The sequence below is a fragment of the Xanthomonas sp. NCPPB 3959 genome, assembly GCF_056675575.1.
Map to the genome: position 1 here is coordinate 38,829 of NZ_JBWWVR010000010.1, position 24,180 is coordinate 63,008.

Annotated in this window: 15 protein-coding genes; 9 read left to right on the forward strand and 6 right to left on the reverse strand. The window is 64.2% G+C overall.

The genetic code is table 11. The features are described from left to right. Positions 1-168 precede the first annotated feature (168 nt). From AC1KVG_RS13030 to AC1KVG_RS13045, 4 genes are all read right to left on the reverse strand, one after another. Positions 169-3,273 carry an efflux RND transporter permease subunit gene (locus AC1KVG_RS13030; protein ID WP_481094672.1) on the reverse strand — a complete coding sequence of 1,035 codons (3,105 nt, stop codon included), beginning with the start codon at positions 3,271-3,273 and terminating at the stop codon, positions 169-171. After that, complete coding sequence (locus tag AC1KVG_RS13035; protein ID WP_481094673.1) at positions 3,270-4,517, reverse strand: efflux RND transporter periplasmic adaptor subunit; 1,248 nt, start codon at positions 4,515-4,517, stop codon at positions 3,270-3,272. Before AC1KVG_RS13035 ends, AC1KVG_RS13030 begins: the two co-directional genes overlap by 4 nt. 372 nt (positions 4,518-4,889) lie before the next feature. Next, positions 4,890-6,302 (reverse strand): sensor histidine kinase, encoded by a 1,413-nt coding sequence (locus AC1KVG_RS13040; protein ID WP_481094674.1) that lies wholly within the window; start codon positions 6,300-6,302, stop codon positions 4,890-4,892. After that, entirely contained in the window at positions 6,299-6,964 is a 666-nt protein-coding gene (locus AC1KVG_RS13045; protein WP_268213490.1) for a response regulator, read from the reverse strand. Before AC1KVG_RS13045 ends, AC1KVG_RS13040 begins: the two co-directional genes overlap by 4 nt. Before the next feature lie 404 nt (positions 6,965-7,368). Here AC1KVG_RS13045 and AC1KVG_RS13050 point away from each other — a divergent pair, with 404 nt between their 5' ends. From AC1KVG_RS13050 to AC1KVG_RS13060, 3 genes are all read left to right on the forward strand, one after another. After that, positions 7,369-7,932 (forward strand): class I SAM-dependent methyltransferase, encoded by a 564-nt coding sequence (locus tag AC1KVG_RS13050; RefSeq protein WP_481094675.1) that lies wholly within the window; start codon positions 7,369-7,371, stop codon positions 7,930-7,932. 545 nt (positions 7,933-8,477) lie between these two features. After that, entirely contained in the window at positions 8,478-8,690 is a 213-nt protein-coding gene (locus tag AC1KVG_RS13055; protein WP_481094676.1) for a hypothetical protein, read from the forward strand. Positions 8,691-8,762: 72 nt separating this feature from the next. Continuing rightward, positions 8,763-9,686, forward strand: coding sequence for an MlaA family lipoprotein (locus AC1KVG_RS13060; RefSeq protein WP_481094677.1), 924 nt, complete (start codon positions 8,763-8,765; stop codon positions 9,684-9,686). Positions 9,687-9,826: 140 nt separating this feature from the next. On the opposite strand, the gene AC1KVG_RS13065 is transcribed toward AC1KVG_RS13060, so the two are convergent. Next, positions 9,827-11,146, reverse strand: coding sequence for a DNA topoisomerase IB (locus AC1KVG_RS13065; RefSeq protein ID WP_481094764.1), 1,320 nt, complete (start codon positions 11,144-11,146; stop codon positions 9,827-9,829). Positions 11,147-11,204: 58 nt separating this feature from the next. On the opposite strand from AC1KVG_RS13065, the gene AC1KVG_RS13070 reads away from it, so the two are divergent. From AC1KVG_RS13070 to AC1KVG_RS13085, 4 genes are all read left to right on the forward strand, one after another. Next, on the forward strand, positions 11,205-11,585 hold the full coding sequence (locus AC1KVG_RS13070; RefSeq protein ID WP_043888794.1) for an I78 family peptidase inhibitor: 381 nt from the start codon (positions 11,205-11,207) through the stop codon (positions 11,583-11,585). A gap of 202 nt (positions 11,586-11,787) precedes the next feature. Then, a complete protein-coding gene (gene gltB / locus AC1KVG_RS13075) occupies positions 11,788-16,260 on the forward strand; it encodes a glutamate synthase large subunit (protein WP_481094678.1) in 4,473 nt (1,490 codons plus the stop codon). Positions 16,261-16,468: 208 nt separating this feature from the next. Further along, positions 16,469-17,950, forward strand: coding sequence for an FAD-dependent oxidoreductase (locus AC1KVG_RS13080; protein ID WP_006452227.1), 1,482 nt, complete (start codon positions 16,469-16,471; stop codon positions 17,948-17,950). A gap of 702 nt (positions 17,951-18,652) precedes the next feature. Continuing rightward, on the forward strand, positions 18,653-19,750 hold the full coding sequence (locus tag AC1KVG_RS13085; protein WP_481094679.1) for an acyltransferase family protein: 1,098 nt from the start codon (positions 18,653-18,655) through the stop codon (positions 19,748-19,750). Between the two features lie 167 nt (positions 19,751-19,917). Here AC1KVG_RS13085 and AC1KVG_RS13090 read toward each other — a convergent pair whose 3' ends face one another. Beyond that, the gene (locus tag AC1KVG_RS13090) at positions 19,918-20,973 is read right to left on the reverse strand and encodes an NAD(P)-dependent alcohol dehydrogenase (RefSeq protein WP_481094680.1); all 1,056 of its coding nucleotides are present in this window, start codon (positions 20,971-20,973) and stop codon (positions 19,918-19,920) included. 303 nt (positions 20,974-21,276) lie between these two features. Here AC1KVG_RS13090 and AC1KVG_RS13095 point away from each other — a divergent pair, with 303 nt between their 5' ends. Together AC1KVG_RS13095 and AC1KVG_RS13100 are read left to right on the forward strand one after the other, a co-directional pair. Then, positions 21,277-22,350: a glycoside hydrolase family 5 protein gene (locus tag AC1KVG_RS13095; RefSeq protein ID WP_168959261.1), complete on the forward strand. Its 1,074-nt coding sequence runs from the start codon at positions 21,277-21,279 to the stop codon at positions 22,348-22,350. A gap of 700 nt (positions 22,351-23,050) precedes the next feature. Further along, on the forward strand, positions 23,051-24,046 hold the full coding sequence (locus tag AC1KVG_RS13100) for a glycoside hydrolase family 5 protein (RefSeq protein WP_481094765.1): 996 nt from the start codon (positions 23,051-23,053) through the stop codon (positions 24,044-24,046). Positions 24,047-24,180 lie beyond the last annotated feature (134 nt).

The window sequence follows — 24,180 nt, forward strand, 5'->3', positions numbered from 1 at the left end:
CATCGCTTGCGGGACCGTGTGGCGGCATCCCTGCCGCCACACGGTCCCGCAAGCGATCAGGGCACCGCACCAAAGAGGTGTTCGGTCGCTGTATTAAGGGGTGTTGTTTGTCGCGATAAGCGCCACATCTGCGGTGCGCCGCCTGCGCTGCGCTACGTTCAAGGCAGATCAGCCCTGGCCTTGCGGATTCGCCGAATCAGCTACGGCGTCCGCATCGACCCGCGCGCCAAACACACCGCGCCAACGGCGATGCAACCACGCCTCGAACGCATAGATGCAGCTGAACACCGCCGGGACCACGACCAGACACAACACCGTCGAACTGATCAACCCGCCGATCACCGCAATGGCCATCGGCTGGCGGAAACTGGCATCGGCTCCGAACCCAAGTGCGATCGGCAACATACCGGCAATCATCGCCACGGTCGTCATCACGATCGGGCGGGCGCGCTTGTGGCAGGCGTCGATCAAGGCCGCGTCCACGTCATTGGTCCCGTCGCGTAATGCGATCACCGCGTATTCCACCAACAGGATCGAGTTCTTGGTGACGATGCCCATCAACATCACCAGGCCGATCATCGACGGCACATCGAGCTCGCTGCCGAACAGCAACAGCGCGACGAAGGCACCGCCAAGCGAGAGCGGAATGGCCGACAGAATTGTCAGCGGCTGGAAGAAGTCGTTGAACAGCAGGATCAGCACGCACAGCATGCAGGCGATCGCAATCACGATCGCCAACACCAGGCCGGACGACAACTCCGCCGCCACTTCGGCATCGCCGGACTGGATCAGCGAGACGTTCGCCGGCAAGTGATGGATGGACGCACGTGAATTGGCCAATGCCAGCGCCTCGCTCAACGGCAGCTCGCCAAGATCGGCGCTCACCGTGACATAGCGCTGCCGGTCGTAACGACTGATTTCGCTGGGGCCGCTTTCCATCGCCAGCACCGCCACACTGGATAACGGCACCAGGCCATCGCGCGATTGCACGCGCAGATTGGACAGCGCCGTGAGATCGGCACGGATGCGATCGGGCACCTGCACGCGGATGTTGAGTTGCCGGTTGTCCAGCGTGAGCTTGGCAAGTTGCGGTTCGAAATCGCCGCTGGTGGCGGTGCGCAAGGTCTGGCTGATGTCAGCGCTGCTCACGCCGTAGCGCGCGGCCTGGCTGTCGATCGGACGTGCCACGATTTCCGGCCGTTCCAGGCTGGCGGTGGTGCGCACGCCGGCTAACCCCGCTGCACGCAGTTCGCCTGCGAACGCAGTCGCGGCGGTGGTGAGTGCGTCTTCCGAATCGCTGGTCAGAATCATCGACAAGCGTTCGCCAGACCCGACGCCGCCCACCGTAAAGCGTGCGCCGGTGACGTTGACCAATACCCGCCGCACCGCATGCTCGATCTCCGCTTGCGGCGCACGCGCGTTGCGCTCGGATAGCACCAGCGTCATCTCGGCCTTGCGCACCTGCGAGACCTGCGCATCACGCCCGCCACTGCTGCTGCCGATGCTGGTGAACACCGCCCCGACGCCGGCAATATGCCCCACCGCCCTGCGCGCACGCTCGGTGATCACCCTTGTCTGATCGATGTCGCTCTCCGGCCCGAGCTCCACCATGACGGTGATAGAGCCGCGGTCACTCGGTGGCACCAGTCCCTTGGCAAGCAGTGGCAACAATGCCAACGAACACAGCAAAAACACGCCAGCCGCGCCCAGGGTTGCCGCGCGATGGCGCAGGCTCCATTGCACCAGCCGCAAGTAGCCTGCGGTCAGTGTGCCGGTAGCCGGTTCCGGATCACCGGTGGGACGGGAGGTCAGAAATTTGGCCGCCATGATCGGAGTGATCAGGCGCGCCACCATCAACGAGGCCACCACCGCAATCACCGCCGTCCAACCGAACTGCTTGAAGAACAATCCGGGGATGCCGCCCATCAACGTGGTCGGCACGAACACCACCACCAACGTCGCAGTGGTCGCCATCACCACCAAGGCGATTTCGTTGACCGCATCGGCGGTGGCCTGAAAGGCGGTCTTGCCCATGCGCCGGTGGCGTTCGATGTTCTCGATCTCCACAATGGCATCGTCCACCAGAATGCCGACCACCACCGCCAACGCCAGCAAGGTGAGCGTGTTGAGTGAGTAGTCCAGCCACCACATCACCGCGAACGCGGGCAGGATGGACAGCGGCAGCGCCGAGGCGGCAATCAGGGTGGCGCGCCAGTCGCGCAGGAACAGCCACACCACCAGCACCGCCAGCAGCGCGCCCTCGTAGAGCATCGACATCGAGCCTTCGAACTGTTCCTGCGTATAGGCCACCGTGCCGGAGACCGGGGTGATGCGCAGATGCGGATCGGTATGCTGCAGGTGCTGCAGCGCCTGCGTCACACCCTTGGCAATCCGGGTTTCGTCGAAGCCCTTGGTGCGGTAGATGCTGAAGCCGATCACCGGCGCGCCATCCAGCAGCGCTGCCTGCCGGCGCTCGGCATAGGTATCGCGCACCGTGGCGATCTGATCCAGGCGCACGCTGTCGCCGTTGCTCAGCGCAATCCACATCCCGGGCAACTGCGCGGCTTGCCGCACGCTCGCCACGGTGCGCACCGACTGCTCGGCGCCGCTCACCTGCGTGCGCCCGCCCGAAGAATCCTGCTGCATCTGTTGCAGCGCACGCGACACATCGGCGGTAGTGGCGCCGAGCGCGGTCATCTGCACCGGATCGACTTCGACCCGGATCTCGCGCTGCACACCGCCCAGGCGTTGCACGCGCCCCACACCTGGCACTTTCGCCAGCGCCTTGGTCAAGCTGTCGTCCACATACCAGGACAGCTGGGTTTCATCCAGCGTTGTCGAAGTCACCGCGTAGGTGAGGATCGGGGTGGCGTTCTCGGTCACCGCGCTGACGGCCGGTTGCAGCAGTTCCGGCGGCAGTGTCGAACGCACCCGATCGACCGCGTCCTTGGTTTCGATCAAGGCGTCGGACAGCGATTTTTCCAGATGGAACTCGGCAACGATCTGCACCTGTCCATCGCTGATGGTGGTGCGCAGATGACGCAGGCCGCTGACCGTTGCGATCGAGTCCTCGACCTTGCGCGCCACCTCGGTTTCCAGCTGCGAAGGCGCAGCCCCCGGCTGTGTCAGCGTGACATTGACGGTGGGCAATTCCAGATCCGGCAACGCCTGGATGGACAACTGTTTGAAGCCATACATCCCTGCCAGCGACAGCAGCAGGAACAACAGTACCGCCGGGATCGGATTGCGCAGCGACCAGGTTGCAAAGTTCATCGCGGCCCACGTGGAATCAGCTGCAGGCCGACGACCGCGCCGGTCGGTGTCGACTTGACCAGTACGGTGTCGCCATCGGCCAGCAACCCGGCGCCTTGCGCCACGATGCGCTCGCCTACCGCCAGCGGCTCGAGGATCTCGACATCGGCACCGACCCGGCGCCCGACCACCACCTGCTGCGCGCGCACCTTGGATTGGCCGCCGCTGCCGAGCAGGCGGAACACGGTGCTGCGGCCATCGCGCACCACCACGCTCGAGGCCGGCACTACCAAGGCGTGGCTGGCTGGTAATGCAACTGCACCGTCAACGTACATGCCGCCGCGCAACAGACTACCGGGGTCGATGTCCGCATAGACCAGACCGAGCCGCGAGCGTGCATCCAGCAGTGGCGCGATCTGGCGCACGCGCGCCATCGCTGCGCTTCCATCGGGAAGCCTGAGTCCGACCTCCTGGCCCACCGCGATCCGCGCAATCTGCTCGGGGCCGAATTCACCGCGCCATTCCAGGCGGCCCTGGCGCACCAGACGGAACAGCTCCTGCCCGCTATTGGCCACTGCGCCCAGCGTCGCGCTCTGCGCGCTGATGAGCCCATCGTCGGGCGCCAGAATCTCGGCCTGCCGCAGCTGCAGGCGGTTGGCATCCAGCTGCGCGCGCGCTACCGCGATCTGGGTCTTGGCTGTCACCGCCTCGGTCACGTAACGCTGCACTTCCTGATCGCTCATCGCGCCTGCGATTTGCACGCGCAACGCACGCCCGCGGTTGGTATCGGCCTGGCTGGCAGCCGCCTGCGCCTTGGCCAGGCCCGCACTCAGTTCTGCGCGTGCGGCCAGCAAGGTCGCGGTATCGAAGCGGGCCAGCAGCTGGCCCGCTTTGACCACATCGCCGACTGCCACATTGAGCGTGGCAATGCGCAAGCCAGTGCTCTGCGAACTGATCACCGCCTCTTGCCAGGGCGCAACGATGCCGCTCGCCTGCAGGCTGCTGGGCCATTCCACCTGCCGCGGCACCGCCGCCGTCACCGACAAGGCTGTGATCGGAAGATCCACGCGTTTGGGCTGCGCACGCGCGGACCACCACCAACCGGCGGCGATGACTGCAACGGCCAGCAAGCAACATGCCACTGGAAGCGCCAGACGTCGCGGTGCGCCTTTCTGCGTGTCGGCGGCAGTGCGCGCGTTGGATGGTGTCTTGGTTGATTGAGTGATCATCGCGGTGTACGGCAGGTGGCCTGAGATAAGCGACATGGCAAGCGTGCAAGCGCACGACTCGAAGGATGCGGAAGTTCATGCAGATGACATCGGCCTGCACGATGGCCTGGTGCACGTCTCGCCCTGCGGCGCACACGCTGCATGCTCTGCTGAGGCATTGCGCAAGGCCAGCCCGGCGCGATGCACCGACAGCGTTGGGTACGCTTTTTACGATGCGAGCAAATGGATATCGAAACTCAGGTCGCCAGTGGTCCGTGGCTGAGCGCCATCGTTTCAAGCGGTCATTAAAGAATTTTTAGGTATTTTCGGAATTGTTTAAGCGTGTGCCCAGCGCGGAGCGCACCGTTCAGTCTATGCCGCCAGAGCGAGCGCCCAGACACTGCCAATGACGCTGCCGATGCGCCGGCCTCAAACGTTTGGCGCACGACTCGACGTCCCTGGAAACACGATCCGCACGCTGAAGCCGCGCCCGCTCAAACCCGGCCCGGTCTCGATACTTGCGTGGTGCAGATCCACGATGCCGGCCACCAATGACAGCCCGATGCCGCTGCCGCGCACAGGCGTGCCGGCAACGCGGTAGAAGCGCACAAAGATGGTGTCGCGCTCGGACTCCGGCACGCCCGGCCCGTCGTCGGCCACCTGCAGAAACACCTTTCGGTCGTCGTTGGTGTGCTGGTTGCCGTCTGCGCGCACCGCATCGGCCACGTATCCGCAACTGACCAGGATGTTGCCGCCTTCGGGCGTGTAGCGCATCGCGTTGTCGACCAGATTGCGCAGCAGGATGCCGATTTCGTCCACATTGCACGCGATGCTGCAGCTATGGATATCCAGATACAGCGCGCGCGCGTTCTGACTGGCATGCACCTCGAATTCCTGCGCCACGTGCTGTACCAGCACGCTGAGTTCGGTGATCGCATGCATCGGTGCGCTGCTGGCGGCATTCAATCGCGCCAGATCCAGCAACTGCTCTGACAGGCGCGTGCTGCGCTTTGCCACGCGTAGCAACTTCACCAACGCCCGATTCTTGCTGTCCACGTCTTCGGCGCTCAGCGCGATCTCGGCCTGGGCCTGCAAGGCCGACAGCGGCGTACGCAGTTCATGCGCGGCATCGCCGATGAACCGGCGCTCGCCTTCGATGGCCGCATCCAACCGCTCAAGCATATGGTTGAACGAGGCGACCAGCACATGGATTTCGCGCGGAAGTTTCGACAGCGGCAACGGTGTGAGGTCGAACTGCTTGCGGTGCCACAAGGCCCTGCCCAGCGCTCTGACCGGCTGCAGCGAGCGCCGCACCACGACCCACATCACCACGCCCGCCACGATCACCAGAAACGTGGCCAGTGCGAGCGCATGCCAGGCTTGGTGCCGCATGTCCGCATCTACCACACTCTGCGGGTTGCCGACCTGCACGCTCACCCGGCCGGTCTTGTCGGTAATGGCATACACGCGCCACTGCGCGCCGTTGACGATGGTGGTTGCCGCCCCGTCGGTGAAGGACGGTTGCAGCGCCGAATCCGGCGCGCCGGGCGTACGCGCCACCATCCTGGAGCGATCAATCCAGACTTGAAACACCAACTGTTCGCGCGCACTGGTGAAGCTGTCCGGCAATTGCAGACCTGGGCCGGCCCTGCGGTCGAATTTGCTCTTGGCCGGAATGGTGATCAGCATCTGCGTGGCGATGGCTTCGAGCTTTTCATCCCAGGTGCTTTCCAGGTTGAGCGACAGCAGGCTGAGCACGATGGCGATGACCGCGACCCAGCACACCGCGATCACGCTGACGATCACCAGGAACAGCTGCGCCGTGATCGATCTGGGCCTCATGCGCCCGGCTTTCCCACCACATAGCCCAGGCCATGCACGGTTCTGATCAGGTCTTCGCCCAGCTTGCGGCGTAGTTGATGGATGAACACCGCGATGGTGTTGCTTTCCAACTCGCTGGAGGGCCCGTAAACCAGATCCTGCAAGCGGTCGCGGGTGAGCACGTGGCCGGGCCGTTCGATCAGTGCCAGCAACGTGCGGTACTCGTGCGCACTCAGCACCACATCTACGCCGCCCTTGCTCACCGCGCGGCGGCTACGGTCGACCTTGACCTCGCCGTAGGTGAAGATCGGCACCACACTGCCCTGGCTGCGCCGGATCACCGAGCGCACCCGCGCCCACAACTCATCGAACTGGAACGGCTTGACCAGATAGTCGTCGGCGCCTGCATCCAGACCCACAATGCGCTCGCTCAGTTGGCCGCGTGCGGTGAGGATCAACACCGGCGTGGCATCGCAGCGCGCACGCATACCGCGCAATACCGATAGGCCGGATTCGCCAGGAAGCCCCAGATCCAGCAGCACCGCAGAATACGGATGCTCGACCAGCACCCCGTTGGCCGCATGTGCATCGACCACATGGTCCACCTCCCAACCACCCTGCCGCGCACCATCGCAGATGGTGTCGCCCAGCATGACGTCATCCTCGACAAGCAGTAGCTTCATTGGGTCCTGGTCTGCATCGTCCTGGTCTGCGAGCAAAGTGGGCGCATAGCATTCCCGAGTCGGTTTAATTCTGCATTAAGAGACAGTCCAGCCCATCATCTCACCCGTTTGCGGCCGCCGTTTGTACAACGGCCGCGTCTTGCATTCAGTGGATCCACTGGTTCAACGATCACTCAAAAAAGCTCTGCACATGACATCCGCATTGCAGCGATGTCTTGGAGTCACTGCGTCGCCAATGCTGATAAAAGCCTGAACTATCACCACCGATCTGCAGCCAAAAGAGGTTCAGGACAGACTCTTGCTTTAGCCTTGTTTTTGCACCATCGCGCATCCTGCAGTGATGCGCGCCGATGCAGCTTGGCCGAACTCTTTCAACGTTGTGAGGATAGATGGCACGTTCGTATATGACGTCGTTTTTTCGCGAATGGATCACCGCACCCTGCTCCGTTGCAGCGATACTCCCCTCCGGACGCGCCCTCGCCTCCATCATCACCTCCGAGCTGTCGGAGCGTACCGGTCGGGTTCTCGAACTCGGGCCGGGGACCGGTGTGTTTACCCAGGCGATGATCGACAAAGGCGTGCAGGAAAAGAACCTCGTTCTGCTCGAGTACAACGCCACCTTTTCTGCCTTGCTCACGCAGCGCTTCCCGCGCGCAAGCTTGCTGCAGATGGATGTCTGCGATCTTGAATCGCTGCCTCGCATCGATGGCGCGTACGTCGATGCCGTGGTCTGCGGTCTTGGCTTGTTGAACATGCCGGCACACCAGGTGGCTGCGATTCTGCGTGGCGCCTTCCTGCAGCTGAAGCCTGGCGGGCGGCTGTATCTGTTTACCTATGGATTCAAATGCTCGGTGCCGGCGCATATTCTCGATGCGCTCGATCTGGAGGCCGTCAGGATCGGGCGCACATATCGAAACGTTCCGCCTGCAACGACCTATCGCATCCAGCGTCGCAGCTACACAAGGTAGAACACGATGCACACCAGTGCTCAGCTCACGCTTGTCGTGAGCTGGGGCCATCCGGGGCGTGCTGGTCATGTTCTGCCTGGAAAGTTCATTCCATCGTGCCGTCCTACCTGATGCTGATGGTCGGCATGACCAAGCTGCTGCCGGTATGAGGCGTCAGCGTATCGCTTATCCACGCAAACGCTTGGCTGGTCTGGCGTGATGCCCACCGCCGTGTACCAGCCTTGCACTATGCAACGCATACAGCAGCCCGCCGCAGCCCATGACGGGGCGAGGCGATCACAGCGACACCTGCGTCGAAGGCTTGATGGGATTGCCGCTGCTGCATCCGGCCAAGCGCACGCCGATGCCGTTTCGTGAACGCATCCCTACCACCCGGGAGCAATCAAAAAACTCTTAAAACGTAATGCGCGCTTCCTCCATAGCATCGCCTTCAGCAACCAATGGCTGCACGACAGCCACCTTGCCACGCTGTTTGCCCGCCCTCTCGCAAACGAGCCTGTGGTGATGCGAATCAACACACCCGTCTTAGGTTTCTGGACCGCGCCATGTCTTCCTGCCACCCCTGCGTGACACCACGTCAGTCGTCCACCGCCAGCAATCGCCAGGCGTGGCACGACTTGCCGGATCTGCAGCAGCACCATTCCCGACGCCAGCGGCTGAGTCAGCTGCGCTGGATGGCGAGCATCGCCAGCGCGGGAGTAGCGGCGTTGTGGAGTTGCCCACTGGTGTGGTCGTGGCTAAGTCGCTTCAGCGCGTAGGGAACCGCGAACGTCGTGGCAGTTGTATTGGTTGCCCACTCAATGCCTCACCTCACTCTGAAGGATCCTGCGATGACGATTTCCCGTTCCCTTGCTGCGGCTGGTGCGTTGCTGTTGCTATCGGCCTGCGCAAGCCGACCTGCCACCACACAAGCATCGGCACCCACCACGATCGGCCCGCCCATCGGCTCGACGCTGGTCGCGCCACCGTCATCGCAATCGACGCTTGATCCGCCACAGCAACATCAGGTTGCCGGCGCTCCTGCTGCGCAAGAAAACGCTGGCATCGCCTTGCCGGCAGCACCGCAATCAGGGCAGTCCACCGCGACCACGCAAGCTTCGGCGGACGCCAGCGCACGCGCCGAACAGGATGCCCAGGCGCTCTACACCGGCACACCGGTGCGCGATCCGTGGGAGGCCTATAACCGCAAGATTCACGGATTCAACCGCGGCGCCGACAAGGTGCTGTTCCGCCCCGTTGCAGTGGCTTACGACAAGGTCACCCCCAAACCGGTCAAGACCGGTATCAGGAACCTGTTTGGAAACCTCGGCCAGCCAGGAACCGCAGTCAGTCAGGTGATGCAGGGCCACCCGGTCAAAGCGGCGCAGTCGCTTGGACGCTTTGTGGTCAACAGCACCATCGGGGTTGCCGGGTTGTTCGATCCGGCCACTCGCTTCGGCATGCCCAGGTACAACGAAGATGTGGGACAGGTGTTCGCCACATGGGGTTGGGACAACTCGCGCTACTTGGTGATGCCGATCCTGGGACCCGGCACCGTGCGTGACACGGTTGGGCGTTTTGGCGATCAACAGCTGACGCCCATCAATTACATAGATAGCGCACGCATCGCCAATTCGCTGATAGGCCTGCAACTGGCCGACGGCCGCGCGCGCATGTTGCCGATGGATGCCGCACGCCGCGATGCCGTGGACGATTACACCTTCGTGCGCGATGCCTGGGCGCAACGCCGCCAGAAGCAGATCGCAGACGAGTGATCGCTTCCCGCATACGCGTGCGCGACCGCGTAGTGCGCTCGGTCAATGATCAAGACTCCAAACAGCACCGTAGGCGTGGCGCAGGCCCGCAGACCGCGGTATCAATCAGCGAACCATCGAGATCTCGCCGAACAACAGCATCACGCAGATTTCTTGCTGCGGCTGAGCTTCGTCTTGGTGGCCTTAGTGGCCTTGGTGGCTTTGGTCGTCTTGGCCGCCTTGCCTTGCTTGCTGCGCGAGTCGGTCAAAAAGCGCAGCGTGGCCGCCTCCCATTGGCGCTCGCCGCGCACGCCGGTGGCCATGGCCTGCAGTTCGCCGGCGCGCCAGCCTTCGAACACGCACGGGTCGATATAGGCCTTGCGACACACCGAGGGCGTGTTGCCCAGCGCATCGGCCACTTCGCGGATGACATCGTTCTGCACCTGGGTCAGCGCGCGTTCGCTCATGCGCTCAGGTAACGGCAACCGCGCCAGACGCTGCAGTGCGGCCAGCGTGCCGCCCCAGGTGCGGAAATCCTTGGCGGTAAAATCCTCGCCCATCGCCTCGCGCAGATAGTCGTTGACCTCACCCGAATCCACTGGCTGCAGCTGGCCATCGTCGTCGCGGTACTGAAACAGCGATTGGCCCGGCAATTGCTGGCATTGCCGGATCAGCTTGACCAGTTGCTTGTCGTCCACTTCGATCTCGTGATCCTGGCCGCTCTTGCCGCGGAATTTCAGCCGCGCACGTCCGCCGCGCAGAAATTCCATATGCCGGTTGCGCAAGGTGGTGAGGCCATAGGAACGATTGCTGCGTGCATATTCGGCGTTGCCCACACGCACCAGGGTGTCGGCCAACAGCGCCACCACGATCGCCAGCACCTTCTCGCGCGGAAATCCCGGCAATACCAGATCGCGGCGCAGCCGGCGGCGTAATTTGGGCAAGGCCTGGCCGAAGGCGATCACCCGTTCGAACTTGCCTTCGCCACGCACCTGCGCCCACTCGGCGTGATAGCGGTATTGCTTGCGCCGGCGCGCATCGCGGCCGGTGGCCTGCAGATGGCCGTTAGGCTTGGCGCAGATCCACACCTCGGTATACGCCGGCGGAATGGCCAGTGCGCGGATGCGCTGCAAGGTATCGGCATCGGCCACGCGCTGCCCGTCGGCACTGCGGTAACTGAAGCTCTTGCCGGCCTTGCGGCGGCTGATGCCGGGCTGTTGATCGTTGACATAGGTGAGCCCGGCTGCACGCGCGGTGGCCTTGGCCTGCGCAACCGCTGCCACGCTCGCCGCCGCGGCAGTGGCGGCCACCGCACTGGCGGCCACGGTGGCCAGCTTGCCGGCAGCGCTGGCGGTGGCTGCGGCATTGCGAAGAACACGTTTGGCTTTCATTGCGCACGGATCGAAGGACAGGCGCCGATTGTTGAGCCGGGCAGGACTAGGCGGCGTCAACGCTGCGACAACGCCATGTGGGCAAGCGATGCCCGTCAGCAGATTTTCTGCTTATGCTTGGGCCTCCCCCACTGTGCTGGAGTCATCGATGCGCTCTGTCCTGCCTACCGCCCGCCTGGCCTGTTCCTTGGTCGTGCTGGCGGCCTTGAGTGCCTGCGGCTCGCCGCAACCGGACGAGCAGGAAGCCGTCACCGCCAAGGCGCAGCAAGCGGCCGAACAAGCCGCAGCCCCCGCACCGGCCGCCGCTCCCGAGGCCCCGCCGATCGGCAGCTGCGATGCCACCCAGGTGCAGTCGCTGGTCGGCCAGCCGCTGACCGATGCAGTGAGCGAACAAGCCCGTAGCGATGCCGGCGCCAAATCGGTGCGCGTGCTCAAACCCGGGCAGATGGTCACCATGGAGTTCAACGGCGAACGGCTCAATCTGGAAGTGGATGCCAAGAACCTGATCGCCTCAGTGCGCTGCGGCTAAGCACCGCCTGGCGCCTGTTGGCGAACGGGCGCCAAGCCAGCTGGCACAGGGCCTTGCGGCCGCCCTCGTTGCAGCTGTAACGGTGTATTGCGGCACCGCATCAACTGTGGTCTAGTCGATCATCCGGTGACCTCTTCGAAACGCTCCACGGATCGAGCGCTGCAACGTCGTCGCCGCTCTCCCAGATCGCAAAGAGGCAGACATGGCCCCCCGCACTCGCCAAGGGCTCAACGACTACGGTCTCTACAACAGCGCGCGCGACGAACGCGACGCCTGTGGTTTTGGCATGGTCGCCCAGTTGGACGACCAACCTTCCCGTTCGCTGGTGGACACCGCGATTGCGGCGCTCTCGCGCATGACCCACCGTGGCGGTGTGGCCGCCGACGGGCTCACCGGCGATGGCTGCGGCTTGCTGATCCGCAAACCCGATGCGTTCCTGCGCGGGCTGGCGCGCGACGCCGGCATTCCGCTGGGCACGCGTTACGCGGCCGGTGTGGTGTTCCTGCCGCTGGACGAGAGCGATGCCGCGCGATGTCGTGCCGAACTGGAAACCCAGTTGCACACCGCCGGCGTGCACTTTCGCGGTTGGCGCGTGGTGCCCACCGACGACAGCGTGTGCGGGCAACTGGCGCGCGACACCTTGCCGCGTATCGAGCAGTTATTCGTCGATGCAGGCGCGGAGCAGACCGAAGACGGCTTCACCCTGGCGCTGTTCCTGGCGCGCCGGCGCGCCGAGCAGGCGCTGCGCGAGGTGGACAACTTCTACGTCACCACCTTGTCGCCCAATGGCATCAGCTACAAGGGCATGGTGCTGCCGGACAAGCTGAGCACGTTCTATCCGGACCTGCAGCGCAGCGATCTGTCGTCCAGCGCGATTGTCTTTCACCAGCGGTTTTCGACCAACACGCTGCCGCGCTGGCCGCTGGCGCACCCGTTCCGGCTGCTCGCGCATAACGGCGAAATCAACACCATCGAGGGCAACCGCCGCTGGGCGCAGGCGCGCAGCAAGGTGTGGCAGACCCCGCGCTTCGATATCGCCGAGTTCGACCCGGTGATCTCAATGCACGGCTCCGATTCGCAGAGCCTGGACAACATGCTCGAGCTGCTGGTCGCCGGTGGCATGGACCTGCTGCAGGCGTTGCGCATCCTGGTGCCGCCGGCGACCCAGTCGCTGGAATTCAAGGACGCCGACCTGGCCGCGTTCTACGAGTTCTACGGTTTGAACACCGAGCCGTGGGACGGCCCGGCCGGCATCGTGGCCTGCGACAGCCGCTATGCGGCGTGCATGCTCGATCGCAACGGGCTGCGCCCCGCCCGCTGGATGCTGACCTCCGACCGTCATTTCCTGGTCGCCTCTGAGGCCGGTGTGTGGGAACTGCCGGCCGAGCGCATCACCCGCAAGGGCAAGCTGGGCCCGGGCGAGATGATGGCGATCGATTTGAAGCGCGGCGACCTGCTCGATTCGGATGCCATCGACCGCATCAACCGTGCGCGCGCGCCGTACAAGCAATGGCTGCAGCAGGGCGTGACCTATCTGCAGACCGAGTTGATCGACCCCTCGCTGGTGGAAGAACCCTTCAGCGAGCAGACCCTGCGCAGCTACCACAAGCTGTTCCAGCTCAGCACCGAGGAAGTGGAGCAGATCCTGCGCCCGCTGGCCGAGACCGAGCAGGAAGCCACCGGCTCGATGGGCGACGACACCCCGATGGCGGTGCTCAGCCGCCAGACCCGGCCGCTGTACGACTACTTCCGCCAGGCCTTCGCGCAGGTCACCAACCCGCCGATCGACCCGCTGCGCGAAGGCATCGCGATGTCGCTCACCACCCAGCTCGGCAAGGAGACCAACATCTTCCACGCCGGCGCGGAGACGGTGAACCACGTCATCCTCAACTCGCCGGTGCTCAGCCAGCGCAAGCTGCGCCAGCTGCTGAAGATGGAGCAGTACGTCGAGCGCAATCGCCTGATCGACCTGTCCTATAGCGTGGAAGAAGGCCTCAAGGCCGGGCTGGAACGCATCTGCCAGGAAGCCGAAGCCGCCGCGCGCGCCGGTGCGGTGATGTTGCTGCTGTCCGATCGCTACCCGGTCCCGGACCGGCCGATGGCGCATGCGCTGCTGGCCACCGGCGCGGTGCATCACCACCTGTGCAAGGTGGGCCTGCGCTGCGACGCCAACCTGATCATCGAAACCGGCACCGCGCGCGACCCGCACCACATGGCCTGCCTGCTCGGCTTCGGCGCCACTGCGGTGTATCCGTATCTGGCTTACCAGACGCTGTTCGACCTGGGCCGGCGCGGCATCCTGCAGCTGAGCAAGGGCGGCGAGCAGTCGCAGATCGGGCGCCGCTATCGCAAGGGCATCTACAAGGGCCTGTCCAAGATCATCTCCAAGATGGGCATCTGCACCATCGCCAGTTATCGCGGCGCGCAGTTGTTCGAGATCGTGGGGCTGGACCCGGACGTGGTGGAACTGTGCTTTGCCGAGACGCCTGCCCGCATCGGCGGCGTCAATCTGGCGCGGCTGGACACCGAGGCGCGCGAGCTCACCGCGCGCGCCTGGAACGACCAGCTCAAGCCGGAAGTCGGCGGCCTGCTCAAGTATGTGCACGGCGGCGAGTACCACATGTACAACCCCGACGTGGTCATGACGCTGCAGCGCGCCACCCGCACCGGCGATGCCGGCGATTGGCAGAAATACGTGGATGCGGTGCATTCGCGCCCGGCCTCCACGCTGCGCGACCTGGTCCAGCTCAAGCGTGCCGAGACCCCGACCCCGCTGGACGAGGTCGCCCCGGCGGCCGATGTGCTGCGTCGCTTCGACACCGCCGCGATCAGCCTGGGCGCGTTGTCGCCCGAGGCGCACGAAGCGCTGGCCATTGCGATGAACCGCCTGGGCGGGCGCAGCAATTCCGGCGAAGGCGGCGAAGACCCGGCCCGCTACGGCACCGAGAAGCGCTCCAAGATCAAGCAGGTGGCCTCCGGCCGCTTCGGCGTGACCCCGGAGTACCTGGTGAATGCCGAGGTGCTGCAGATCAAGGTCGCCCAGGGCGCCAAGCCCGGCGAAGGCGGCCAGCTGCCCGGCCACAAGGTCAACGAACTGATCGCCCGGCTGCGTTACGCCAAGCCCGGCATCGGCCTGATCAGCCCGCCGCCGCATCACGATATCTATTCGATCGAAGATCTGGCCCAGCTGATCTACGACCTCAAGCAGGTCAACCCCACTGCACTGGTGTCGGTGAAGCTGGTCGCGCATGCCGGCGTCGGCACCATTGCCGCCGGCGTGGTCAAGGCCGGCGCCGATCTGATCACCGTGTCTGGCCACGACGGCGGTACCGGCGCCAGCCCGATCAGCTCGATCCGTTACGCCGGCGTGCCGTGGGAACTGGGCGTGGCCGAATCGCATCAGGCCCTGGTGGCCAACGACCTGCGCGACCGCACCATCCTGCAGACCGATGGCGGCCTGAAGACCGGCCTGGACGTGGTCAAGGCCGCGCTGCTGGGCGCCGACAGCTTCGGCTTCGGCACCGCGCCGATGATCGTGCTGGGCTGCAAGTACCTGCGCATCTGCCACCTCAACAACTGCGCCACCGGCGTGGCCACCCAGGACGAGCGCCTGCGTGCGAACTACTTCACCGGCTTGCCGGAGCGCGTGGAGCATTTCTTCCGCCTGCTGGCCGAAGAAGTGCGCCAGTGGCTGTCGTACCTGGGCGTGCGCTCGCTGGACGAGATCGTCGGCCGCACCGACCTGCTCGAACAGCTGGAGGTCTCGCCACGTGCCGGGGTCAAGGTCGATCTCTCGCGCCTGCTCACGCATGCGCAGTACGACGGCAGCCATTGCGCGGCCCAGCGCCTGTACGAGTCGCCGGACAGCCTGGCCACGCAGATGGATGGCCTGCTGGCCAATGCGATCGCCAACAAGACCGGCGGCGACCATCGCTTTTTGATCCACAACACCGACCGCTCGATCGGCGCGCGCCTGTCCGGTGCCATCGCGCGCGCGCACGGCAACCACGGCATGAGCGATGCGCCGTTGAACCTGCGCTTCCGCGGCACCGCCGGGCAGAGCTTCGGCGCGTTCAACGCCGGTGGTCTGCAATTGGAGCTGGAAGGCGAAGCCAACGACTACGTTGGCAAGGGCATGGCCGGCGGCCGGCTGGTGGTGCGTCCGCCGCGTGGTGCGCGCTTCGAGGCGCGCAGCACGCCGATCGTGGGCAACACCTGCCTGTACGGCGCCACCGGTGGCGAGCTGTTCGCGGCCGGCCGCGCGGGCGAACGCTTTGCGGTGCGCAATTCCGGCGCACTGGCGGTGGTGGAAGGCGCAGGCGACCACTGCTGCGAATACATGACCGACGGCGTGGTGCTGGTGCTGGGCAAAGTCGGCCTGAACTTCGGCGCCGGCTTCACCGGTGGCCTGGCCTACGTGCTGGATATCGAACGCGACTTCGTGGACCGCTACAACCACGAGCTGATCGACATCCACCGCGTCTCTGCCGAAGGCTTCGAGAATCATCGCCAGCACCTGCACACCCTGATCAGCCGCCACCGCGAGCTGACCGGCAGCATCTGGGCGCAGCAGATCCTGGACGAGTTCCGCGACTACATCGGCAAGTTCTGGCTGGTCAAACCCAAGGCCGCCAGCATCGAGTCGCTGACAGAGTCACTCAGGCGTGCCGCCTGAGTGACGGGATTGGGGATTGGGGATTGGGGAGTCGGGATTGGGGATCGGTTCGCGCCCTGGTTCGGTCGCCCATCGTGGCGAGCCCCGACACTCCAATCCCTGATCTCGTCCTCCAGCGTCGTGATTGTTTGTTCGAGATTCGCACTGGGTCAGACCCCGTCGCCCGCTGTTGCGAATCCCCAATCCCAACTCCCGAATCCCAGCCCCTATGAGCCGCAAGCAAGCCTTCCAATTCCTCGACCTGCCCCGGACCATGCCCACGCGCATTCCGGTGGAGCTGCGTACGTCCGGCGACTGGGGCGAGCTGTACGGCAAGTTCGACAAGGCCGATGCGCAGTATCAGTCCGGCCGTTGCCTGGACTGCGGTAATCCGTATTGCAGCTGGAAATGCCCGGTGCACAACGCGATCCCGCAGTGGCTGCAGCTGGTGCAGGAAAACCGCATCGAGGAAGCCGCCGCGCTGTGCCATTCCACCAACCCGCTGCCGGAAGTGTGCGGGCGGGTGTGTCCGCAGGACCGCCTGTGCGAAGGCAGCTGCACGCTGGAGGAATTCGGCGCGGTCACCATCGGTGCGGTGGAAAAATACATCGTCGATACCGCCTTCAAGATGGGCTGGCGCCCTGACCTGGGCAACGTGCAGCCAACCGGCTGGCGGGTGGCGGTGATCGGCGCCGGCCCGGCCGGCCTGTCGTGTGCGGACCGGCTGGTGCGCGCCGGCATCGAAGCGGTGGTCTACGACCGCTACGAGCAGATCGGCGGGCTGCTGCAGTTCGGCATTCCCAGCTTCAAGCTAGACAAGTCGGTGATCGGCAAACGCCGCGAAATCCTCGAAGGCATGGGCGTGCAGTTCCGCCTGGGCGTGGAAGTCGGCCGCGACGTCAGCATCGAGCAGTTGCTGGGCGAATTCGACGCGGTGTTCCTGGGCACCGGTGCCTACCGCTACACCGATGGCGGCCTGCCCGGCCAGGATCTGAAGAACGTGCTGCCGGCGCTGCCGTTCCTGGTGCAGAACAGCCGCATCGTCAGCGGCAACGACCCGCACGGCCGGCCGATCGCTGGCTGGGAAGACCAGATGGCGCTGCCCGATCTCAACGGCAAGCGCGTGGTGGTGCTGGGCGGCGGCGATACCGGAATGGACTGCGTGCGCAGCGCCATCCGCCTGGGTGCGGCCAAGGTCACCTGCGCCTACCGCCGCGACGAGGCCAGCATGCCGGGCTCGGCGCGCGAAGTGGCCAACGCGCGCGAAGAAGGCGTGCGCTTTTTGTTCAACCGTCAGCCGCTGTCGATCGAATCCGGCGCCGACGACGAAGCCATTGGCGTCACCGTGGTGGAGACCAGGCTCGGTGAGCCCGATGCCAGCGGCCGTCGCAACGCAGTACCGGTGGAAGGCAGCGAATCGCTGCTGGAAGCGGACGTGGTGATCATCGCCTTCGGCTTCTCGCCGACCGTACCGGACTGGCTGGCCTCGCAAGGCGTGGAAGCCGGCAGCAACGGCCGCATCGTCGCCCCTGCCGACGACAACGGCCGCCTGCCCTACCAGACCAGCAACCCACGCCTGTTCGCCGGTGGCGACTGCGTGCGCGGTGCCGACCTGGTGGTGACCGCCGTGGCCGAAGGCCGCGATGCGGCTGGCAGCATCGTGCAGCTGCTTGGCGTCAAGGCGCAGGTCAAGGAACCCGCTGCGGCCTGAGTGATTGCCAGCGGTGGGCGATGCGCCCACCATTGGTGCGGGCTCGCGTGCAGGCTCGCGTGCGGGCAACCCGCACGCTGCGTGAGCGGCTACGCCCGCGACGCACCGCGATGCAATGCATCCACGGCGACACGCAACGGGCATCGCATTCCGCAAGGTCGCGTCTCGCCCGACCCGGAACGCTCCACGAACAATCCCCTGTCTTTCGCGATCGGCACTTCGCTCACAACGCTCGTACAGCGTTTGCTGCTGCGTGCGGTGATTTGTCCTGCCGCCGATCAGGCTGACGCTGCCAGCGCACGTAGGCCCACAACGCAACACCGCAACGCCGCCTGCCGCTGAGCACGCGCTCCACCGCATCTCGGCAACTGCAGACTCAAGCGGCCATCGACTGTGCAAGGCGCCCGCACCCACGCATGACCTTGCCATCAGCGCACACACAGGCCTGCATCTATCTGCAGCCTCGACGATTGCACGCGCCAAACAAGTGTGATCTAAGTCACATATAAGCCGTCCCCGCATCACGCAGCCCAGCCACCCTCACTGACACGCGGAACGCTCTGCGCTTACCCGGATGTCCTCGGCAACGACGGTATCCGCCTCCTCCCACGCGTGGACAACACCGCCGTGGAATCCAGACCTGATTCGTGTCGTCGCACACCGCGGCGGCAAAGCCGTGGGCCCCACCAAAGGAGCAACCTCATGACGTACCAAACCATTACCGGCAACCATAAACGCGATGATTGGGTGGACTGGCTGCGCGGTGCCAGCGTACTGATGGTGATCGTCCTGCACGCCTATGGCTTCGCTTTCGATGCCTATCCCGAGCTACGCAGCGGGGCAGCCGGAGAAAGCAGCACGCTGATGCTGTCGATCGAGCGTATCAACCGCTCGCTGGCCCCATTGCGCATGCAGCTGATGTTCCTGCTCTCGGGCTTGTTCGTGGCGCGTGGGTTGGACAAGGGGATCGCGACCTACTTCAGCGGCAAGCTGCGGCACGTGTTGTATCCCTATCTGATCTGGTCGCTGCTGATCTTCGGGTTGCGCGAGGCAGGCTCGGTGCTGGCCAAGTCCGAACCCATTGCCTGGCTGGACCTGGGCAGGATCGCGGTCGGCAACGTGGCACTGACCTGGTTTCTGTTCTACCTGTTCGTGTTTCTTGCAGTGATCCCACTGCTGCGTCGGCTGCCGGCCCCATTGGTGCTGGCTGCCACCCTGCTCGGTTCGGTGTGCCTGGGTCCATTGCTGCGCCAGGGGGCCGACCCGTTCTATTACTTCGCGTTCTTCTACATCGGCACGCTGCTGGCCGGTCGCGTGCCGGCACTGCTACAGCAGGCTCCGCGCTGGATCTGGCCACTGTCGTGCCTGAGCCTGTGCGCCATCGTGCTGATCGCCAATCTCACCGCGTTGCACGGTATCTGGATCGGCTACCTGCCGCTGGTGGTGATCGCGCTGCCGCTGGTGATCGCTGCAGCAATCTGGGCAAACCAGCAACCGGCCGCGCAGGCGATCCGCTATGTGGGCCGCAACTCGGTGGTGTTCTATCTGACCCACTTCCCGCCGTTCATCGTGCTGGCCTATCTGCTGCCGCGCTGGATCCACGATGGATCGCTGCTGTTCTTCGCCTTGTTGGGCACCGGCGTGCTGGCGCCCACCCTGCTGTGCCTGCTGCGCACACCGGGACGCCTGCCCGCGCTGAACCTGCTGTTCTCCGCACCCATGCTGGCACGCCCCGCGACGCCGCTGGTGTCGCCCTATCCGGCGCAGGACGGCAGAGTGGCCGCTGCGCAGGGCGCCTGACCTGGTTGATCGAATCGCGGTCCGGCGATGCCTGCAGCCGGTGGCCGGTATCATCCGGCAGCAGCGTGGACGCGGTCACTGCCGCGTCCACGCTGCAGTCGTTCGCGCAGGCACCTGATGTGCAGCCCTGTTGCAGGGCTGCATCGATTGCCGGGCGCGCTGGGCGATCAGGCAGCCTTGTCCAGCGTGGCCATATCGATCACGAAGCGATACTTCACGTCACTCTTGAGCATGCGCTCGTAGGCCTCGTTGATCTGGTCGGCGCGAATCGTTTCGATGTCCGAGACGATGTTGTGCTTGGCGCAGAAATCCAGCATCTCCTGGGTCTGGCGGATGCCGCCGATCAACGAACCGGCCAGCGTGCGGCGCTTCATGATCAGATTGAACACGCTCGGCGAAGGGTGCGAATGCTCGGGCACACCCACCAGCACCATCGCCCCGTCGCGCTTGAGCGCAGCCAGGAACGGGTCCAGGTTGTGCGGCGCGGCCACGGTGTTGAGGATGAAGTCCAGTGTGTTGGCTTGCGCGGCCATCTGCGCCTCGTCCTTGGAGATCACCACTTCGCTGGCACCCAGACGCAACGCATCGGCGCGCTTGCTCTCGGAGGTGGTGAACAACACCACAGTGGCGCCCATCGCCTTGGCGATCTTCACTGCCATGTGGCCCAGGCCACCCAGGCCCACCACACCCACCTTCTGGCCGGGACCGACCTTCCAATGCGCCAGCGGAGAATAGGTGGTGATGCCGGCGCACAGCAGCGGCGCCACGGCGGCCAGGTTGTCGCTGTGCGAGATGCGCAGCACGTATTTCTGATCGACCACGATGTGGTCCGAGTAACCGCCGTAAGTGTTCTCGCCGCCAAACATCGGCCCGTTATAGGTGCCGGTAAAGCCCTGCTCGCAATACTGTTCTTCGCCTTCCTGGCAGGACGCGCAGCTGCGACAGCTGTCGACCATGCAGCCGACACCGGCCAGGTCGCCGACCTTGAAGCCGGTGACCGCATCGCCAACCGCCGTCACACGGCCGACGATCTCGTGGCCGGGCACCGACGGATACAGGGTGTTGTGCCATTCGTTGCGTGCGGTATGCAGATCGGAGTGACACACGCCGCAATAGGCGATCTCGATCTGTACATCGTCGGGGCCGGGTGCGCGCCGTTCGAACACGAACGGTGCAAGCGGTTGATCGGCGGTCTGGGCGGCGTAAGCGTGAGCTTTGCTCATGAGGGGGCTCCGGGCGTCACGTCCCCCGCGATGGTGCAGGAGACAAAAGTAAGCAGCCTCTAGCTTAAAACAGGCGCCTGTCGCACTCCTGCGACAGTGCGTCTTGCCTGTCGGGCTGCGAACGCCACCGCAGCGGCGTGGTGCGCCTTGCAGGCGTTTGCGCGATCAAATCGCTGCAGTAGGCGTGAATGGCGCACTAACGCCAAAGCTTCTACGCTGACCAACCACCACCCTGCCCTGCACCATCCCTGCTGGCCGTGCCCTCCCCCTGCGGCCACTCACGTCGATGCCGAAGGAGGCTTCATGTTTCGCTCTCCCGCACATTTCCCCTCGTTACGCAGTGCCGCACTCGCACTGACCTTGCTCGCCGCAATGCCGTTGGCGCAGGCAAAAGAGCCCGCCGCTGCGAAAAAAGAATCTGCCGGCCTGAAATATGTCGGTGTCAATCTCTCCGGCGCCGAGTTCAACTCGCGCAAGAAGCCGGGCACCTTGTACAAGGACTACACCTATCCGGCCGCGTCGGATTTCAGTTATTTCGCCGGCAAAGGCATGAATACGATCCGCTTGCCGTTCCTGTGGGAACGCCTGCAGCCACAGCTCAGCGGCGAGTTGGATCCGGCGCAATTGGCGCTACTGAAGAAATCGGTGGCGGCGGCCAAGGCCAACAAGCAATACCTGATCCTGGATGTGCACAACTACGCCAAGTACAACGGCAAGCGCATCGGCACCAGCGATGTGCCCGCCGCCGCAGTGGCAGATCTGTGGCGCCGGCTGGCGCTGGAATTCAAGGACGACACGTCGGTGATCTTCGGGCTGATGAATGAGCCCAACGGGATTTCCGCAACCGACTGGGCTGCAGCGGCGCAAGGCGCAATCAACGCGATCCGCAAGACCGGCGCCAAGAACCTGATCCTGGTGCCGGGCACCGCCTACAGCGGCGCGCACAGCTGGCGCAGCGCCAACTATGGCGGTTCCAATGCCAAGGCGCTGGAGATCGTCAAGGACCCGGGCAACAACCTGGCCTTCGAAGCGCATCAATATCTGGACAGCGACTACAGCGGCACCAAGCCGGTCTGCACCAGCGCCACGGTTGGCGAAGAGAAATTACGCGGCTTCACCGCATGGCTGCGCGAGAACAAGCAGAAAGGCTTTCTGGGCGAATTCGGCACTGCCAACAATCCGGTCTGCGACCAGGCGCTGGAAGGCATGCTGACCTACATGGAAAAGAACAGTGACGTGTGGCTGGGCTGGACCTGGTGGGCCGCCGGTGCATGGTGGAAGCCGGAGTACTTCTTCACCGTGCAGCCGGGCAAGGATGGCAGCGACAAGCCGCAGATCTCGATCCTGAGCAAGTACGCACGCCGCGCCACCAAGTAACACACGCCGGTCTGTTCGAATGCGGTGGTCGCAGCAAGATGCTGCGGCCACCGTTTTTTTTGTCATGCATATATGACATGCGCTATGCCGAAGCATCGGGTGTGCGGGCGGTGACAGCACAGCGCTACGCGCAAATGCGCGGTGGCCCCGTAATCGCGCGACGCGTCTTGCAGGATCCGCAGTGATGGAGTGTTGCCGCAATCACAACGCAGCACACAAACCTCACGTGCAATACATCGCAAGTGCCGACGTCCCGTTCGCGCACCAGGTGAGTTTTATACGTGCAATTGCGATCTGCGTTGATGCAAGGCACGCCACTGCATCGATGTGCAGTGTTGTAATCGCAAGACAACCTGCAACGTCACTCCATCTCGAATGCGCAGCAGTCGATGCAGTGCTGCCGCGCAGAGTGCGACCTGTGTGCGGCGATGACGATGCGCGATGTGCGCTTTACCACATCAAAGCACGTGTATGTTTGGCAATAAGTGCCAAGTCGCTCACAGCTCCAATTAAGTGATATCTCGCATTCGTAGTTTGAATGTACGGATACGCCTAGGGTGTAGGCGTTGCATTGTCGTCATGCACGTGGCAGGTCCACGCCAGTGCAATGCATCTCCCCCCGCGAATGCTTCAGGAGTCACCCATGTTGCCCTCTCCCCCCCGGACACGCCGGCTGCTTAGCTGCGCGTTCTCATTGCTGCTGCTTGTCATCATGCCGCTTGCACATGCACAGAGCGGCAATCGCCTGAAGTATGCCGGCGTCAATCTCTCTGGCGCAGAAATCAAATCCTCGCAAAAACCCGGCGTGCTCAACGTCGACTACCTGTATCCGGCCGCCAGCGATTACCGCTACTTCGCCGGCAAACACATGAACACCATTCGGCTACCCATCCTGTGGGAGCGCCTGCAACCCAAGGCTGGCGGTGAACTGGATGCGGCGCAATTGGCACTGATCCGCCAGGCCGTCGCCAATGCAAAGGCCGCCAAGGTCTATCTGATTCTGGATGTGCACAACTACGCCAAGTATTACGGCAACAAGATCGGCAGCAGCCGCGTGCCGATCAGCACCTTTACCGATTTGTGGCGCCGTCTGGCGATCGCCTTCAAGAACGACAACGCGGTGATCTTCGGGCTGATGAATGAGCCTTACGACATCAATCCGCAATCCTGGGCCACCGCGGCACAAGCCTCGATCGACACCATCCGCAAAACCGGCGCCAACAATCTGATTCTGGTTCCCGGTGCGTTGTGGAGCGGCGCGCACAGTTGGTATTCCACCGTTGCCGGGCAATCCAATGCCGTGGCACTGGCATCCATTCGCGACCCGCTCAATCGCTACGCCATCGAAGTGCATCAATACCTGGATACCGACTCCAGCGGTACCAGCGCCGGTTGCGTCAGCAGCACCGTCGGTGCCGAACGTTTGCGCAGTTTTACCCAGTGGCTGCGCCTGAATCACAAGCGTGGATTTCTGGGCGAATTCGGCACTGGCAACAACGCGACCTGCAATAGCGCACTCAACAACATGTTGGGGTACATGGAGACCAACAGCGATGTGTGGATCGGCTGGACCTGGTGGGCGGCCGGTGCATGGTGGAACCGGACCTATCCATTCAACGTGCAGCCCGATGCGCAGGGACGCGACAAGCCACAGATGACGATCCTGAGCGCCCGCGCGCAGCGTATCACCCGCTAACAGCACACCTCGCATTCGTCTGCAAACCACGCCTCGCATGCGCTGAGCATGCAGGCGCAACCGTGCACGGCGCCAATGAATCGGCGTCATGCAGTTGGCAGCAGACGCATCCATACGACGTTCTTTCGACAGCA

Excerpts from the sequence above, each read along its gene's own strand:
- AC1KVG_RS13030 (WP_481094672.1), bottom strand. The coding sequence starts at position 3,273 with ATGAACTTTGCAACCTGGTCGCTGCGCAATCCGATCCCGGCGGTACTG.
- AC1KVG_RS13035 (WP_481094673.1), bottom strand. The coding sequence starts at position 4,517 with ATGTCGCTTATCTCAGGCCACCTGCCGTACACCGCGATGATCACTCAA.
- AC1KVG_RS13040 (WP_481094674.1), bottom strand. The coding sequence starts at position 6,302 with ATGAGGCCCAGATCGATCACGGCGCAGCTGTTCCTGGTGATCGTCAGC.
- AC1KVG_RS13045 (WP_268213490.1), bottom strand. The coding sequence starts at position 6,964 with ATGAAGCTACTGCTTGTCGAGGATGACGTCATGCTGGGCGACACCATC.
- AC1KVG_RS13050 (WP_481094675.1), top strand. The coding sequence starts at position 7,369 with ATGACGTCGTTTTTTCGCGAATGGATCACCGCACCCTGCTCCGTTGCA.
- AC1KVG_RS13055 (WP_481094676.1), top strand. The coding sequence starts at position 8,478 with ATGTCTTCCTGCCACCCCTGCGTGACACCACGTCAGTCGTCCACCGCC.
- AC1KVG_RS13060 (WP_481094677.1), top strand. The coding sequence starts at position 8,763 with ATGACGATTTCCCGTTCCCTTGCTGCGGCTGGTGCGTTGCTGTTGCTA.
- AC1KVG_RS13070 (WP_043888794.1), top strand. The coding sequence starts at position 11,205 with ATGCGCTCTGTCCTGCCTACCGCCCGCCTGGCCTGTTCCTTGGTCGTG.
- gltB (WP_481094678.1), top strand. The coding sequence starts at position 11,788 with ATGGCCCCCCGCACTCGCCAAGGGCTCAACGACTACGGTCTCTACAAC.
- AC1KVG_RS13080 (WP_006452227.1), top strand. The coding sequence starts at position 16,469 with ATGAGCCGCAAGCAAGCCTTCCAATTCCTCGACCTGCCCCGGACCATG.
- AC1KVG_RS13085 (WP_481094679.1), top strand. The coding sequence starts at position 18,653 with ATGACGTACCAAACCATTACCGGCAACCATAAACGCGATGATTGGGTG.
- AC1KVG_RS13090 (WP_481094680.1), bottom strand. The coding sequence starts at position 20,973 with ATGAGCAAAGCTCACGCTTACGCCGCCCAGACCGCCGATCAACCGCTT.
- AC1KVG_RS13095 (WP_168959261.1), top strand. The coding sequence starts at position 21,277 with ATGTTTCGCTCTCCCGCACATTTCCCCTCGTTACGCAGTGCCGCACTC.